This is a genomic window from Mesorhizobium sp. M0166 (assembly GCF_040322255.1).
Taxonomy (GTDB): domain Bacteria; phylum Pseudomonadota; class Alphaproteobacteria; order Rhizobiales; family Rhizobiaceae; genus Mesorhizobium.
Genome location: NZ_JAMYTD010000060.1, coordinates 12,670 through 28,292, shown reverse-complemented (window position 1 = coordinate 28,292; position 15,623 = coordinate 12,670). Strand labels below are relative to the sequence as shown.

The window sequence follows — 15,623 nt, the reverse complement described above, 5'->3', positions numbered from 1 at the left end:
GCCAACCGTCTGCAACGATGTCCGTGCTGCATAAGGGCAATGGACAGTCCGCGTCAGGCTCGCAATTTATGACGCAGTAGTACTAGGACGTCGCGGCAGAATGCTTTCGGGTCTTCATCAACGCGCTTCTGGCCCAAGTCCTGTAACGCCTCACGGCAGTCTGGATTTCCCCCTAGACGCGTGATCTCGCTACGCAAGTAGTCTCCAAAACCAGTGCGTCGCCAACCGAGTGCCTCCCCAACAGCCGTGCTGACCGACGACTTGCCACTACCGATTTGACCCGAGAAACAGAGCAGCAGGCTCATCAGAAGGCGAAACTCATCTGGCGAGGCCGCAACGACACCCAGCCGCGACGGTCGCGCTTGTCGCAGTTTACGGGCGCGATGGACGCAGGGGTATCAAGCTCGATCAACGTGGCGTAGAGCGCATCGGCTCGGGAAGCCCAGAATTCATCATCAGCGCCAATGCCCGCACCAAATCGATGGCGGATGCGATCAAGCGGCTCGGCTTCGAGGTCATAGCACCACGTGCGTCGTGCGAGTGCGATGCCGCAGATCGGCCCGGAGACCTCCTTCACAAGAATGATGTCCCCATCGCCAATCTCGCCATATGGCGCGCAGCGATTTCGGCTGAATCGCGATTCGATCGTCTTTTCACCCGACAGCACCATCGACAGGAACGGTTCAGAGAAGATGGCGAGATGGATCCCGATGCGGCTCGCAGGCTGCGTCGCGTCTGATAAGTAAGTCAGCCAGAAATCGTGGCTGTCGACCTGTTCCAGCAATGCGTCGAACTGGACCTCCAAGTCACGCTCCGTTCAAGCGCCGCCTTCGGCGCACCTCGTTCTTCTTGTGCTTCGAGAGCCGCTAAGGCTCGCAACTCGTCAGCGATTCGCTCAAGCTGCTCGCGTTCTTGCATAGTGCCCCAAAGGTGTGGCTGGACACCAGAGCCCATCGTCTCGCCAGCACAGGAAATCGCGGCCTCAAGAACAACCTGTGGATTATTGGTTCGGAAAATCCGGTTGCCAGATGTCCAGACTTGCGCGAGGCGACGGCTCGGGTCGCGCCGGCTCACCGTCGGCAGTACGTCGCCATCGATCAGCGACATGAGGCCAGCCTCGCCGGGGCGCGTTTCGCTACTTGGGCGCATGCGGCCGATGCCGACTTCTATCCAGTCGCGACGTTGCGCTGAAGCAGCGAGATGATGCCGGGTCGGCGCCCGCGTCTTCCTGAACGCCAATAGGTCGCCGCGCCGCCAGTGCGGCGGCGGATAGATCCCGGCAGCGGCAAGGGCGTTGCGCTCGAAGAATGGCGTTTCATAGCCGATGGCCAAAGCGCAATGCTCAATCGGGTCGAGCCCAAGCCTCCGGCCAAAGGCCACAGCCGCTTGCCTGTCGGCTTCCGCGCTCGGGCGCGTACCGTCGGGTGGGAGGCTGATAAGTACCACACCGCCGGGGCGGCAGGCATGCGCCGCGGCGGTGAGCATTGGCCGCACAAAGTCGAGATACCACGGTGGATCGAGAAGAACGGCGTCAGCGCTCTCACGGGGTAGGCCGCCGCTGCAGAACGCGATGGAGAGCGGCGAACCTGTGGCGCGATTGAGCTCGAAGACTCGATCGGTGACGCTGTTGTTTTCGGCCAGAAAGGCAAGGCGGCGACCGATCGGCAAGGTCAATGCCTCGACAGCGAGTCCCGGAGTTCCGAACAATAGAATGTCGCTGCCGGCCGGCGTCATTTCGGCGGCGCGATTGAGCAGCAAGCGCGCCGTGTCGGGCGTGAACCGCCACTCGAAATCGAGCGGGTGCGGCAAGGGCAGCAAAGACCGGCCTTCGATGACGTCCGAGCCGCTCGCGGCGGCTTGGTGACGAACCGACGCAGCGAATGCCGAGTCGATCATGCCGCCGGCCGCCAGCCGATTCAGCGACGCGAGGAGCTCAGTCGGATAAACCGCCGGCAAACCGTGCAGAAGCGTCGCGAAGTTCGTCGCGCCGTTTGAAATCGCGGCGCAAATCAACCCGTCAACCCTGGCGGTAAAGGCATTTTGCGAAAGCGAGCGGCGCGACTGGATCATGCGACCCTCGTGCGGAGCGGCACATCGCAAATCTGCAAGGCGCGCAAATTCGGTGAAAATCGTCTCTCAAGCTCGCCCATCCAAGCGGCAATCGCCTCTTCCTGAACTACAAGACTCTTTTCCCGCGCTTCGTGGCGCGCCAGCCTTTGCTCGACCGGAGTGAAGATCTGAATGCGCAGTGGGATGACACGAAGCGGAAACTTGGGATCGATCGCCTGTAGCCGGTCCATCAGGTCAGCGACACCCTGTGCGACGCCGTCGTCGTGCGGCGAGGTCAGCGTGACGTACCCGTAGACATCCAGCCCTAACGCCAGCAGGCGCCGCAGAATCTCGAACTGGCGCTCGTAGTCTTGTGGTGCAGCGCGCGTGTTGAAGGCGAAGGATCTAGCATCGAAACCTTTGACGCAACAGACGCGGCCGTAGTTCCGATAGCTGCGAATCAGGGCGAGATCGGCAGGCGCGAGCTCATCGAACAGGTAAGCTGTGCTGAGGTTATCGTCAGTCCAGAGATAAGTCGTTTCGGCGAGACCGGCGTCGATGAGGGCCCTCATCATCCAGGGTGTCCATTCCGGCACGAGGTCCGGTGAACCTCCGGAGAGATCGATTATCCGGGGTCCGTCGGGGATCTGGCGGTAAAGGTCAACGAGCTCGGCAGCGGTGAACCATTCAGAACGGTTAAGATCGGCCTTGAGCAACTCCTCCGGGACGAAGCAGTACCAGCAACGCCAGGCGCAGGCGGCGTTCTGAAAGACAAGCGCCGTCATGACGTCGGGAACCGGGGTAATGTCTAGCGCTCGGCATGCAGGCGCGATTGGAATCGGATTGGTCGGCCAACCTTCGGCGGTCGCGAGCCGAAAATGGCGGACGCGCCCATAGCCATTGCAGTTCGCCGGCAGCGTCAGATCGATCTCCTGGCCCGACCCTGCCAGGCGTGAGATCAGGACGCGGCCACCCTCGACGTCGATCGCGCGCGCGCGCAATTGCTCGGCGAAACGCTCGGTGTCGATAGGCTTCACCATGCTCCTCACGAGTGCGGCCCCTCCGGCTCGGGTGGCAGGCCACGACGGCGGGGAGGCACCTTGACGGGTTCGTCGGCCAGATCGGGCAACTTCTCGTCAAGGAAAAGGTAGACGAGGGTCACGCAATAGTCGAACTCCTCCGGCGTCAGGTGGCGGCCCTTCGGGATATCATGCCAATATTCGAGGCACGTCCGGCAGCATGTGGCCGTTGCGTGCTGCGCATAGTAGATCGCATTGCCCTCAAGCGGCGTCTGGTAACCGTCACGGGGCGGCTCTGCTACGGCGAGATACTTGCCAAGACGGTCTCTCGCCGCTTCCTTTAGCGCGTCGCGGCCTTTGCGCTGGGCATGGCGCATCGCGGCGTCGTCGACTGGGCGATGGAAGAAGTGGTGACGGATCAGTTCGTGCTGAAGCGCAACGAAGGTGTGCGCTGCATCACCCTTGTCGCGGCGATGCAGCCGCTTCCAATCGACCAGGTCCACTCCGCAGGCTCGGCATTTGCCGCGCTGGTCGGGCGTCATCTTCTTCAGCTGCTTGAAACAATGAAGGTCGTTGTCGCAGTCGGTCGACGTGCACTTGATGTCGAGCGGCGGGGGTTTCTGGAACTCAGCCATGGGAAAACCTCAATGGAGCGCCCGATCGAGCAATTGTCGATCGAGATCGTTGTCAATGTCGTAAGGAAAGCGTTCAACGAAGACGTCGCGCGCGATCATCCACGGATCGCCGTCGTCGGCCTGCAAGTTTGCGGCGGCCCCCCACCAGCTTACGCCCTGCCACGACAGCCGGAACGCGAGATAATTCGCGAGCGAGCCGACGCTGACCGAGTGCTTTGCCGCGATCGTGGGAACGACGCTCTTGAGCCGCTCGACCGAATTGCGAGCGGCTTGGACGCAGGCCTGAGCCAAGGCTTCGGCCTTTCCATCCAGAATGACTTCTCCGGCAAATTGGCTTGCGGCGATCTCCTCGTCGGAGTTACGCCGATCGGAAGAGGTCTCGTCGGCCTCGATCACCTCCAACGTCTCTGCCTCGGGGCGCTGGCTGGCATGGAAGACCTCGTGCAGGAGATCGAACAGCCACCGCGCCTCGTGGCGCGAGGTCTGCTTTAGCACGACTGCGTTGCGGCCTTCGTAGCGCCAGCAGGCGCCATGGAAGGTGCCGCGGTCGCGCAACGGTAGAACGACGACGCCCAGGTCCCAGGCGGTATGAAGCGCGCTCTTGAGATCAACGGTGTTGTAGCTCTTAAGAATATACCGATGCATGGCCGCTGCATCGGTCGGGATTTCCGTTTTAGGCAGCGATCGGGCGCCTTTGAGTGCGACGACGGCGAGATAGTTCGCGTAGGCCGCATAGAGGCTGGTCGCAGCCTGGGCGCGATTGGCAGGCATCTTGAACCGTGCTTCAGCCGCGGCGAAGCGCGGAGCGACGAGCGCTTGCGCTCCGAAGACATTGTCTCGCGTCCAACCGAACACCCGCTCGAGGACCGCGCCAGCCTTGGCAGTCAAGGCATAGTCGTCGTCCTCGCTGCCGACCTCGCCGCTGGCGCGCGCGGCATCGGCCGACGGCAGCAACCGCGTCAATAGAAACTCGCGGTCGAGCCCGACCTGGCGCAGTTTGCTGACGAGCCCTGCAAAACCATCCGGCGCTACAGGCAGAAGGATATCGTTCTTGATGCGCACACCGAGCGCGTTGGCGATTTCGCGCAAGCGCTGATAGCTGGCAGAAGCGTAGCGCTCGGCTTCGTAGCGCTGGACTTGCTGTTCCTTGAGACCGAGGCGCTCGGCGAGGTCCTTCTGGCTGAGCCTGCCCGCGATCCGCGCCTGGATAAGCCCATCGGCCAGTTCGTCGAACGAGTTGATGGAGATCATCGAGAGGTCGGCGGACTTGAGGCGATCATACTCGGCGATTTCCGCCTGCAAGTCGGCAAGCTGGCTTTCCATCGCTTCACGTTCTGCCTGCCGTAGGCGAGGATGCACATCGTGGCGCGCAGGACCATTGGCGAGCTCGCCGATAGCCTTGCGAAAGCGATCGGCTTCGCTCCGCGTGATCTTGTACTGCCGTTCGTTGCTAATCATGGCAGACTCCCGAGATCGATGTTAACGACGCCCTTCGGCACCCCGTTGCGATCCTTCATGAAGAAGTCGCGGTAGAGTACGCCCGGGGCGGCGAATAAGCTCGCCGGAAAGAGCTCGCCCAGATATTTGGATTTCATGGCCGCTCGGCCATTCGTGAAATCGAGCAATACGGGGTCGAGGCGATAGGGGTCGACCCCTTGAGTGTTCCAAGCTCCGTCATAGTCCTCCGGCAGTGCCTTTTGAGAAACAAAGCTTCCGTCGAGGAGCACCGACCGGCAGCCCGCGCCCGCTAGGTTCTGAAGCGCGGCCAACAGACCTCCGACGAGGCGGGTCCGGTGGCCGTTGGCGCTGAACCTCGGCGCGACCTCGTTCCATGGGGCTTCGTGAACCCCAGGAGGAAGGTAGCCGGTCGATGAATCGGCATCAGGAAGCATAACACAACAATATCGTTGTGTTGGGTGGTCGTCAAGTGTTCTGTTAGTGGAGCCGAGTTGATCGTCCTCGATCGGGACGGAGAGCCCACGCCGATTGACACCAAGCGAGAGATCGGGGTCGGACCTCCACAATTTGCTTGCTGGATCTGGTTTGCGCTCGACCGGTTGTAAGTCGTCAGAAAACTGTGAACCTATGCGCCCTAACTCCGGCAAACGCGGACATTTGATTGAGAAGGCGCTATCAGACTACCCTATTGCAAATTGCAAAGCGGAGAAACGGACCTTTATTGAAGGCGATGCCCTCTACCAAGGTCGGCGATCCGAGACACGGGCGGGGCGATGCCAATAGCAACTGTAAAACAACTGTGTATTCCGAATGCCATCGTGAGGAGCGACAGTCTCGTCGAGCAAGTCGCTCAGTTGGAAGACTTCGCGTCAGGCAAAATCGATGGCAGGGAGTTTTTCGGCCGCAACCATTTTACGGCTGGACTGGACCTGCTCGTCAAACGCGGGTTCGAGCGCCTGGCAGGCAAGACCGACGACGGCGCGTTCTATCTGACGCAGGCCATGGGTGGCGGCAAGACACACAGCTTGATCGCTTTTGGTCTGCTCGCGTCTGATCCCGAGCTACGGCGGGAGGTAATCCCACGAATCGCCAGCGGCAGCGAGTTTGGTGCGGCAAAGGTGGTGATCTTCAACGGCCACCAGAACCCCGACAGCCTGTTATGGGGGTATGTTGCCGACAAGCTCGGCCGTGGCGATGTCATGGCTCCATTTTGGCAAAAGGGCGCCCGATCGCCGGGCGTTGACGAGTGGGTAGCTGTTATTGGCGACGAACCGGTGCTGATCCTCTTGGATGAGTTGCCCAGTTACCTCCAGATGGCACAGGGCGAGCCCGTCGGAAACACGACGCTCGGCGATCTTACGATTGGTGCGCTGGAACGCTTGTTTAATGCGTTGCCTCGATGTCCGCGTGCATGTGTTGTCGTTACGAATTTGAAGGATGACGTTTATCTTGATGGTTCCGGCCAGCTTCGAACGCTAATTGAAAGTCTGACCAAACATTACGACCGGAACGCGCAAGCGATCACTCCGGTCCAGCAGAATACTGGTGAGGTATTCGCGATCGTTCGAAAGCGTCTCTTCGACGGCTTACCGTCCGCCGATCGGATCGATGAAGTGGCTCAGGCTTATGTAGACGCGCTCCAAAAGGCCAAGCGCGTCGACACAATCGCTACCACGCCGGAAACGTTCATCGAACGTATCCGGGAAACCTACCCGTTCCATCCTTCGATCCGCGATATCGTCGCCCGCTTCTCGGAGAACCGCGGCTACCAGAAAACTCGTGCGCTCATCCGATTGCTTCGCCTCGCCGTGCGCGGGGCGCTCAACGCGAACGACAATGCCTTCCTGATCGGACTTCAGCACCTCGACTTCAACGATCAAGGGACGCTCGAGGAGATCCGCAAGATCAATCCTGCCTATTCGAATGCAATATCGCGGGACGTGGCAGACCGAGGCAACGCTTTGGCTGAAAAGATCGCCGCCGCTGACGGTGTTCCGACCGCGTCGGCGGTGGCCAAGGTTTTGCTGATGTCATCGTTGTCGGCAGCGGAATCACCGCTGCGTGGACTGACTGACGGCGAGCTGATTGAAACCCTCGTCGATCCCTTGCTCGAAGTCTCCGAAATCAAGGCTGCCCTCGGACGAATCCAAGGCCAGGCTTGGTATCTTTTCCAAGGTGTGGATCAGCGCGTCTTCTTCGGTCAGACGGCAAACGTAACTGCGGAGATCACCGAGATCGCTTCGAATATCGCCGAGGAGCAAGTCGATCAGACGCTCCGAAGGAAACTGCAAGAGGTGTTCAAACCTCGAACCGGCGCGCTCTACTCCGATCGCATGGCGATCTTGCCTGCGCTCGACGAAATCCAGCTCGATGATGACCGTCCGACACTTGTGATCCTGGAACGAGCCGCCGACAAGCTGCCTCAGGACTTTGTCGATTGGTGGAACAGGCTGGATCTCCAAAACCGCGTTCTAGTTCTAACCGCCGATCCGAATGCAGTTTCTACGCTTCGAACAAGCGCGCGGCGCACGCGCGCCATCGATAAGGTCGAAGAGCGTATCAAGGCGCAGCACGGGGCGTCGTCATCACAGATGCAAGAGCTTCAAGGCGTGAAGGAACGCGAAGCAGCGGGGTTCACGAGCGCCCTTCGCGAGACTTTCAAGACGATCATGTTCCCGACCGGCAAAGCGCTGCGAAAAATTGACGACTTCCGCATGGAGTTCGACCGGAACGACTATTCGGGCGAGCAGCAGATCGTGGATACCCTGGCGAAGCGTGGCAAGTTTATCTCAAGCGACAAGTTCGACGCTGAGTTCGAAACCCTCCGCCTCGATGCCGAAGAAATTCTCTTCGACGCCGACGCCGTTCAACGATCCTCCCTCAAGCGCAATGCCGCCGTCCGATCGGGCTGGTTCTGGCTCCCGCGTGGCGGGTTCGAACAGCTCGTGAAGACCGCCGTTCAACGCGGGTTCTGGCGCGAGCGCGAAGGGCTGATAGCGAGGAAATGGGAGCGCCAGACCAAGGTGTCCGCCCGGCTGGACGATTTCGGCCCAAACCCTCTCGAAACTGGCCGTTTCCTGATCAACGTTACGCCGGAAGATGCCGACACCATTTATGTATCCGAGAACGGGCCACCTGATCCGTCAACCGCACCCAAACTGAATGGCCGCGTGCACGAGACAGCGGCAGCGGCGGCATGGTTCATCGCGGTCGATAGCAAGGCTGTGGCAAAGACCGGCGACGTCTTCGAATGGCGTGCGCCGATTCGCGTGAAGCCAGATGTGAAGAGGGTTTCTGGCGGCCATCACGTCACGTTCATCGTCAGCCCCCGTTCGGCGGTGATTCGCGCCACGTTCGACGGCTCCGATCCCAAGGTCGGCCCGATACTTGGCCCTGATATCGAAGCCCCCGCTGGAGCAACCCGCCTGCGCGCCGTCGCAGAAATCAGTGGGCAATTCAGCGAGGAAGAAACGGCACCTCTGCAAGGAGGCATGAGCGACTCTGCCAGCGGGTCATACAACCAGGTCAAGCCGGTGCTGAAGCCCGACGCGCCCGCCACCATGACTTCACGGTTTGAGCCCAAGGACACCGCCACCGCATTCTCCTCGCTTGATAGACTGGCCAAGACGCCCGATACACAGATCCTCGGCGGATCAATCGAGGTCAACGGCTCGCGATCTGAAGCGGACTTTCTCACATTGCGTCTTGGTCGCGATGTTGCGGTGCCGGCAGTTGATCTCGATGCGCTTGTGAAGACGCTCGTCGCGAAGCTGAATGCCTCCACCCCGACAGTAAAATTGCGCCTTGATGGCGTTGCATTCCCGTCGGGGCGTGAACTCACTGCATTTTGTGACGCGGCGGGGGAGGATTTCGATCGCGTGACGTGGACGCAGGAGTAAAAGGATCGCGCAAGGATAGCTCATGAAAACCGTCACCCCAAACTTCGATTGCGCCGACATTTATCAGGAGCATGGCTATCTCGTGCGCCTAATGAAGGGGCGCGACGCGAAGGTGCAGATTTTCGAGGTCTTCGGGCGGCCGCCAACTGAGCGGGAAGCCCAGTGGGCGCCAGAAACGATCATGCGTTGCGAAGCCCCACGAGCGGTTTGGGATATCATCTCGCCGGAGTTACGGTCCGAGTTCAACCGCCGCCTGAAGGCCGAAGGCAAACCCGCCGGGCGCTGGGGTGCAGATGAGACCGCCGTTCAGCGGCTTTTCGGCAAGGAGCTTTTGGTCTTGCTCTGGGCTGTCGAGCTGCCCGACGTGAGACCCGAAGAAACCGTCGTGGCCATTCGCAATTGGGTGGGCTTGAAGGTCGAAGAGCGCTGGTGGCTTTATACGATGACGGCGGCGGCGACCGGCCTTGCGCATCAATGTGGCATGGGCTGGCGGGGCGCTTTGCGCCAAGCGCTTTGCTTCGGCACGCGGAATGACGCCTTCCACCTCGGCGCGGTCACCGGGCGCGGCACCCTCGCGCCGCGCTCCAACGATAGCTATGCACCGGATGGCGGAAAGCCGAAGCGTGCGAAGCCTACGAGACCAACTCCGGATGATCCGGGTTTCCTTTTCGCCCCGACCCTGCCCGCAGAATAGGCTCGCACCGTGAAGCGCTAATCAGATCCGGAGTTTCGATGACCGCACTCGCCACCGCAAAACAAGAGGAAGCTAAAGGCCTCGCGCCGCTGTCGTTGAAGGACGCGCCTTCGTTCATTGAGGCCCAGTTTCCTGTAGGGAGGTTGTCGGCCGAGGCGTACAAAGAGAGGGAAGCTAAGCAAGCACAGACGCTTACCGCCCTGGGTGCGTATTGGAAAGGGCGCAAGCCACTCATCCTCGTGCGCGCAGTCATCCTAGGTGTCCTTCTTCCAGCGACAGATGACCTAAGAAAAGATCTGGATGTATTCCTCAAGCTGATGGCGATGGATGATTTGGCTATCGCACGTCGCTTTAGTGGAAGCGCAGCGGAGTTTGCTCGTCTTTTTCCAAGTTATGCTGACCTTCTGACAGAAACCGATGGGCGTCGCTGTCGGTGGCGAGAGGACTTAGGGAAACTGGAACGTGAAAGAAGAATGGCTGAAGCCTTCGCGACGTTGCCATATAGTTTCGACGAACGGCTCAAGCATGTCCGCCGACCGGAGGAATGCGAGGATGACAATATTCTGAGCGGAGTCTGGCCTGAAATCAATCATCATCTAGGAACCTTGGCCCGCTCGATGACGGAGCTTGTCGAGCAATTGGGCATCGCTCGATTTGGGCATAGGCCAAAGATTGCCGACACTTTCTCAGGTGGGGGTTCGATACCCTTTGAAGCAGCGAGAATCGGGTGTGATTCATTTGCATCGGATCTGAACCCGGTCGCTTGCATGCTCACCTGGGGAGCGTTCAACATCATTGGAGCAACACCTGAGCGTCATGCCGAGATTGAAAGGGCGCAGGAGTCAGTTGCCAAGATTGTTAATGAAGAAATCGCTGCACTCGGGACCGAGCACGATCGACACGGAAACCGGGCCAAAAATCATCTCTATGTGCTTGAGACTCGCTGCCCAAAGACGGGGTGGATGGTGCCAATGGCACCATCTTGGGAAATAACTAAAGACTGGAACGTCGCGGCTCGGCTAGTACCCGATTATGCGACTAAACGCTACGACATTGAAATTAACACCGGCGTTTCTGCCGCAGCGATGCATGAAGCCAAGGCCGGCACAATTCAAAGTGGTCGGCTAGTTCATCCGATGTTGGATGATGCCCGCGATGCAGCAGAACTATCCACCATTCGGGGAGATTATAAGGACGCAGAAGGTAGAAACAGAAATCAACTTCGATTCTGGGAGAAGTCCGATATCAGCCCGCGTGCCGACGATATCTATCAGGAACGGCTGTACGCGATCCAATGGATTACGAAGGATAGCTTTGGCAAGGGAAGGCAAAATACTTTTTTTTCGTCAGTCAGCGAAGATGATCTAGCGCGCGAACGCCAAATTGAGGCAATTGTTCGTGAAAATCTTGCCCTCTGGCAAGAGCAAGGCCTCGTTCCTGACATGCTAATTGAACCCGGAGAGAAGACGGACGAGCCCATAAGGACCCGTGGATGGACGTACTGGCATCACCTGTTTACACCAAGACAGTTGTTGTTCTTTAGCATCCTAAAAAGAGCACAGTCTTTGCGCGAACCATGTATTGGTTTTGTCGATCTATGTCGGCTTCTGGACCGCTCCTCCCGGCTTCCAAAATGGTCAAAATCTAACGGCTCGGGAGGCCAGCCCTCAAACGTTTTCGATAATCAAGCGCTTAACACACAATTCAATTTCGGAACTTACGCCTCAACGAATCTACTAAATTTATTTGTTCGAACTCGTGCCAGAAATCCGGTGAGGCACACAACTGTTCGGTGCAGTGACGCCCGGAGACACGATTGCGAGACAGACGTTTTCGTGACCGATCCGCCATATGCTGATGCGATTAACTATCACGAGATCACTGAGTTTTTCATCGCTTGGCTGAGGAAGAATCCGCCTGCCCCATTCAATGAATGGAAATGGGATAGCCAACGAAATAGTGCCATCAAAGGCAAAGACGAAGAATTTCGGCGCGATATGGTCGCCGCGTATTCGGCCATGACAAAGCACATGCCAGAGAATGGAAGCCAAGTAGTGATGTTCACGCACCAAGATGCAGGTGTGTGGGCAGACCTTGGTTCTGTGCTTTGGGCTTCTGGATTGCGGGTTACAGGTGCGTGGAACATCGTTACTGAGATAGAGAAAACGAGTGGCTCTGGTAATTATGTTCAGGGCACTGTTTGCCTCGTACTGCGTAAGCGACTCAAGGAAGCGAACGCGCGGAGGATGGAGATCGAAGCAGAGATTGAAGACGGCGTTCGGGCGCAACTAGATCGCCTTAACGCCCTCGACGAAGCGTGGACTGCCGAGACACTCTATACCGACGGCGATCTGACGCTGGCTGCCTATGCCGCCGCTCTTCAGGTGGTCACATCCTATTCGACAATTGACCGTCAGCCGCTTGATCGCGATCTTTATCGGAAGCTCGCCAAGGGTGAGCGTACCATGATCCGCGATCTGGTCGACTACGCCGCGCAGGTCGCTAATGGCATGCTCGTTCCGACCGACTTCCCGCGCGACATGTGGCGCGATCTCGGCGCGCCCGAACGCTTCTATGTTCGAATGCTGGATATGGAGGCGAAGGGATCGACCAAGGTCGCCGACTTCCAGAACTTCGCGAAGAGCTTCGCCTTCGGCGATTATGCAAGCGTGATGGCGTCCACCACGGCCAACGCCGCCGCACTAGCGGGCGCCGCTGATCTCAAGGGCGCCAAACTCGGCGGCGAAGGCTTCTTCGCCACGCAGCTGCGGCAAGTTCTGTTTGCAGTCTGGAAGACCCTCGAAAAGGGCGATCCGAAGCTCGGCGTCACTACCCTTCGGACGGAGTACGCCGCCGACTATTGGCAGCGGCGCCAAAAGCTGATCGCGTTAGCCGCCTACGTTGCCGCAAAGACGAAGCACATCCGGCCCGAGGAAAGCTCCGCCGCGCACGAGCTTGCCGAAGCCCTGAAGCTTGATCGGGTGTAATGCATGGGCATCGAGCGCTTTTCTTCTCGGCGTCAAGCGCTCGGCACCATTCTGGGCGATCGACTAAACGGCGCCACCCGCTATTTGCGGATCGCAGGTTATTTCCGCTCGTCACTTCTTGAAGTCGTCGGTGAAGCGCTCGATACGGTCGGCGAAATCCGGGTCGTCTGTAACGGCGATCTGGACCCGTTTGATGTGGAGGTCGCGAAGGCAGCGCGCGATGGACAGAACGCGCTCGCGCAAACACTGGTTTCGAGCTGGCAATCAACCGAGGTCGGTCTTGACCTGTTGTTGGCGCGTGAACGCTATCGCCGCCTTCACGATCTGCTGTTTTCCGGACGCATGAAGGTGCGCGTCGTGCCGCGCGACGGTGATAACGTATTCGTTCACGGCAAGGCGGGCGTAATCGAGCACACCGATGGCCGCGTCTATTCGTTTGTCGGCAGCGTGAACGATTCCGCCTCTGGCTTTCGCCACGCCTACGAAATCCTTTGGGGCGATGATGACCCGGCGGCCGGGGATTGGGTGCGCGATGAATTCGAGCACTTCTGGGCGCAGGGCGTCGATCTGCCCGACGCGGTGGTCAAGCACGTTGCCGCCATGGCAAACCGGATGGAGTACCGTTCGATCGAGGACGCGCGGAACGCATCCGGTGAAATCTCGCCGGATGCTGTCCTGGCCGAACGCCCGATCTACAAGGGCGGCCAAATTCTCCGTTCGTGGCAGAAACGCTTCGTCCAAACCTGTGTGGATGATCATCGGCTCTATGGCCAAGCACGCTTCTTGATCGCGGACGATGTGGGCCTCGGCAAGACGCTCTCGATGGCAGCGGCGGCGTTGGTTCTTTCGATGCTCGACGACAAGCCGGTACTGATCCTCGCGCCGGCAACGCTGATCTGGCAATGGCAGGAAGAACTTGAAGACAAACTCGGCATCCCGGCCGCAGTGTGGTCGACACAGAAGAAATGCTGGCTCGATGGCGAGCGCCGTCCGCTGACGCAGAAGGGCGATCCGAGCTTCGTCGGGAAATGCCCGTGGCGGATCGGGATCGTCTCGACCGGCCTGATCGTCAACGGAGACGACAACGCCGAGCGAGGTGCACTGGCAAAGAAGTCGTTCGGCGTCGTCATTCTTGACGAGGCCCATAAAGCCCGCGCGTCGCGCGAAACGCGCCGAGGGCAAACCACGGCGACGCGCAACAATCTTCTGGAATTCCTGCACAAGGTCGCGCGCAACGCCATTAACGTGATCCTGGGCACTGCGACGCCGATCCAGCTTGATGCGGTCGAGTTGTGGGACATGATTGCCGCTCTCGGCCAAGGCGCGCCACAAGTACTGGGGACGCCCTTCGACGGCGGTGAGTGGATACGCGAAGAATCCATCCGCCTGCTGACCGGCGAGCGCCCGTGGCCGCAGAACGAAACCTCCCGCTGGGGCCTGTTTCGAAATCCACTGCCACCAGCAGCCGAACATTCGGTCTTTCGCGACGTGCGGAATGATGCGCGGCTGCAACCGGGAGATGTCCTCGGACCGCGCTTCGATGGGCTCGGCCCCGATGTGCGCGGCGATTTCCTACAGGACTTCACTACGCTCGCTGAGCAGCATAATCCAATCGTTCGCCGCGTTGTACGGCGAACTCGGCCTATGCTGGAAGAGCGCGGCCTGTTGAAGCGGATCGGCGTGATCACCCACCCTCGATCAGATGATGGGGTGCCAACGTCGTTCTTCAATGGACAAGGCCTCGTCATGGGCCTTGCCTTTACTGCTGCCTATGAAGCCGCCGAACACTTCAGCCGGATATATGCAGCGCGGCGGCCGGGTGCCGGGTTCCTGAAAACCATCTTGCTGCGCCGGATTGGGTCGTCCGCCCGAGCGGGTTTAGAAACCGCGCGCCACCTCCTCAGCCGAATAGACACGGCGGTTATCCCAGAAGATGAAATCGGAGACGAGGGTACGCCTACCGACGACACACCTCCCGATCCGCAAGAGATCCAGTTCTTGCGCGTCGTCGAGCGCAATCTTGCGGCCGTCGTAGACGGGAGCGATGTCGATCCGAAGGTGCAAGTGATCCTGCACTACCTACGTGAACGCCGTTGGCTGGAGCTCAACGGCGCAATCATTTTCAGCCAATATCGGACGACGGCCGAATGGGTACTAGATGCCCTGTGCGTTGCATTTCCAGGCGAACCGGTCGCACTCTATGCAGGCGGATCAGCATCGTTCGTTCAGCGAGGTACTGACCGACGCACTGCGGCACGCGAACAGATCAAGGCTTCTATTCAGGCAGGCGATATTCGGCTTGTGTGTGCGACGGACGCTGCCTGTGAAGGGCTCAATCTGCAAAGGCTAGGAGCGCAGGTCAACGTCGATTTACCCTGGAACCCTTCCCGCCTGGAGCAACGAAAGGGCCGCGTTCAACGCATAGGCCAGGTTCGCGATGACATCCATGTGCTGAACCTCCGCTATGCCGGAACGGTCGAGGATGACGTTTACGCCGCGCTATCGGAACGGTTCGGCGATATCTTTTCGGTCCTTGGCCAACTGCCCGACGGCTTCGAAGACCAATGGATCGACGCAGTTCTAAATGATCGGCAGGCGGTGCGTAATTTCTCGCAACGCGTCGAGAAGGCTCGCCCACCGATGGAGCTTCGTTACCTCCGCGACATTGCAGATGATCGCGGGCTGGACTGGGAATATACCCAGCGCGTCTTATCGTCCCGCGATCTAGACGCGTGGATGCGACAGGGCTGGTAAGACTCGCCTATCGCTTTAGCTAGCATCGACCTGCTCTATTTCGGGGGCGGGGGACCTCGATCCTCTTCGATCAGCGGACCCTACGTGATGTCGTTGGGAAAGCGGCTCCCCGCACGCGCAGGGGCGGA

General features: G+C 59.4%; 10 protein-coding genes. 4 read left to right on the top strand and 6 right to left on the bottom strand.

Going from position 1 to position 15,623, the window contains the following annotated elements; translation table 11 throughout:
* Positions 1–304 precede the first annotated feature (304 nt).
* From NKJ46_RS32520 to NKJ46_RS32495, 6 genes are all read right to left on the bottom strand, one after another.
* The gene (locus tag NKJ46_RS32520) at positions 305–805 is read right to left on the bottom strand and encodes an ASCH domain-containing protein (RefSeq protein WP_352671145.1); all 501 of its coding nucleotides are present in this window, start codon (positions 803–805) and stop codon (positions 305–307) included.
* Entirely contained in the window at positions 748–1,734 is a 987-nt protein-coding gene (locus tag NKJ46_RS32515; protein ID WP_352671142.1) for a hypothetical protein, read from the bottom strand. Before NKJ46_RS32515 ends, NKJ46_RS32520 begins: the two co-directional genes overlap by 58 nt.
* A gap of 332 nt (positions 1,735–2,066) precedes the next feature.
* Positions 2,067–2,834, bottom strand: a complete 768-nt coding sequence (locus NKJ46_RS32510) for a radical SAM family protein (RefSeq protein ID WP_352671140.1) — start codon at positions 2,832–2,834, stop codon at positions 2,067–2,069.
* A 260-nt stretch (positions 2,835–3,094) separates the two neighbouring features.
* Positions 3,095–3,703: a DUF4186 family protein gene (locus NKJ46_RS32505; protein WP_352671137.1), complete on the bottom strand. Its 609-nt coding sequence runs from the start codon at positions 3,701–3,703 to the stop codon at positions 3,095–3,097.
* 9 nt (positions 3,704–3,712) lie between these two features.
* A complete protein-coding gene (locus tag NKJ46_RS32500; RefSeq protein WP_352671134.1) occupies positions 3,713–5,161 on the bottom strand; it encodes a helix-turn-helix domain-containing protein in 1,449 nt (482 codons plus the stop codon).
* Entirely contained in the window at positions 5,158–5,595 is a 438-nt protein-coding gene (locus NKJ46_RS32495; protein ID WP_502903488.1) for a DUF6932 family protein, read from the bottom strand. Before NKJ46_RS32495 ends, NKJ46_RS32500 begins: the two co-directional genes overlap by 4 nt.
* Before the next feature lie 339 nt (positions 5,596–5,934).
* On the opposite strand from NKJ46_RS32495, the gene NKJ46_RS32490 reads away from it, so the two are divergent.
* From NKJ46_RS32490 to NKJ46_RS32475, 4 genes are read left to right on the top strand one after another with little or no spacing between them, the layout of a single operon-like run.
* Positions 5,935–9,060 carry a DUF499 family protein gene (locus NKJ46_RS32490; protein ID WP_352671129.1) on the top strand — a complete coding sequence of 1,042 codons (3,126 nt, stop codon included), beginning with the start codon at positions 5,935–5,937 and terminating at the stop codon, positions 9,058–9,060.
* Between the two features lie 22 nt (positions 9,061–9,082).
* Positions 9,083–9,754 (top strand): DUF3780 domain-containing protein, encoded by a 672-nt coding sequence (locus NKJ46_RS32485; RefSeq protein ID WP_352671127.1) that lies wholly within the window; start codon positions 9,083–9,085, stop codon positions 9,752–9,754.
* 38 nt (positions 9,755–9,792) lie between these two features.
* Positions 9,793–12,741 carry an anti-phage-associated DUF1156 domain-containing protein gene (locus tag NKJ46_RS32480; protein ID WP_352671124.1) on the top strand — a complete coding sequence of 983 codons (2,949 nt, stop codon included), beginning with the start codon at positions 9,793–9,795 and terminating at the stop codon, positions 12,739–12,741.
* 3 nt (positions 12,742–12,744) lie between these two features.
* On the top strand, positions 12,745–15,495 hold the full coding sequence (locus NKJ46_RS32475) for a helicase-related protein (RefSeq protein WP_352671121.1): 2,751 nt from the start codon (positions 12,745–12,747) through the stop codon (positions 15,493–15,495).
* Positions 15,496–15,623 lie beyond the last annotated feature (128 nt).

What these genes read in the sequence shown, in the direction of transcription:
- NKJ46_RS32490 (WP_352671129.1), top strand. Translation starts at nt 5,935, where the DNA reads ATGCCAATAGCAACTGTAAAACAACTGTGTATTCCGAATGCCATCGTG.
- NKJ46_RS32495 (WP_502903488.1), bottom strand. Translation starts at nt 5,595, where the DNA reads ATGCTTCCTGATGCCGATTCATCGACCGGCTACCTTCCTCCTGGGGTT.
- NKJ46_RS32480 (WP_352671124.1), top strand. Translation starts at nt 9,793, where the DNA reads ATGACCGCACTCGCCACCGCAAAACAAGAGGAAGCTAAAGGCCTCGCG.
- NKJ46_RS32515 (WP_352671142.1), bottom strand. Translation starts at nt 1,734, where the DNA reads ATGACGCCGGCCGGCAGCGACATTCTATTGTTCGGAACTCCGGGACTC.
- NKJ46_RS32500 (WP_352671134.1), bottom strand. Translation starts at nt 5,161, where the DNA reads ATGATTAGCAACGAACGGCAGTACAAGATCACGCGGAGCGAAGCCGAT.
- NKJ46_RS32505 (WP_352671137.1), bottom strand. Translation starts at nt 3,703, where the DNA reads ATGGCTGAGTTCCAGAAACCCCCGCCGCTCGACATCAAGTGCACGTCG.
- NKJ46_RS32485 (WP_352671127.1), top strand. Translation starts at nt 9,083, where the DNA reads ATGAAAACCGTCACCCCAAACTTCGATTGCGCCGACATTTATCAGGAG.
- NKJ46_RS32475 (WP_352671121.1), top strand. Translation starts at nt 12,745, where the DNA reads ATGGGCATCGAGCGCTTTTCTTCTCGGCGTCAAGCGCTCGGCACCATT.
- NKJ46_RS32510 (WP_352671140.1), bottom strand. Translation starts at nt 2,834, where the DNA reads ATGACGGCGCTTGTCTTTCAGAACGCCGCCTGCGCCTGGCGTTGCTGG.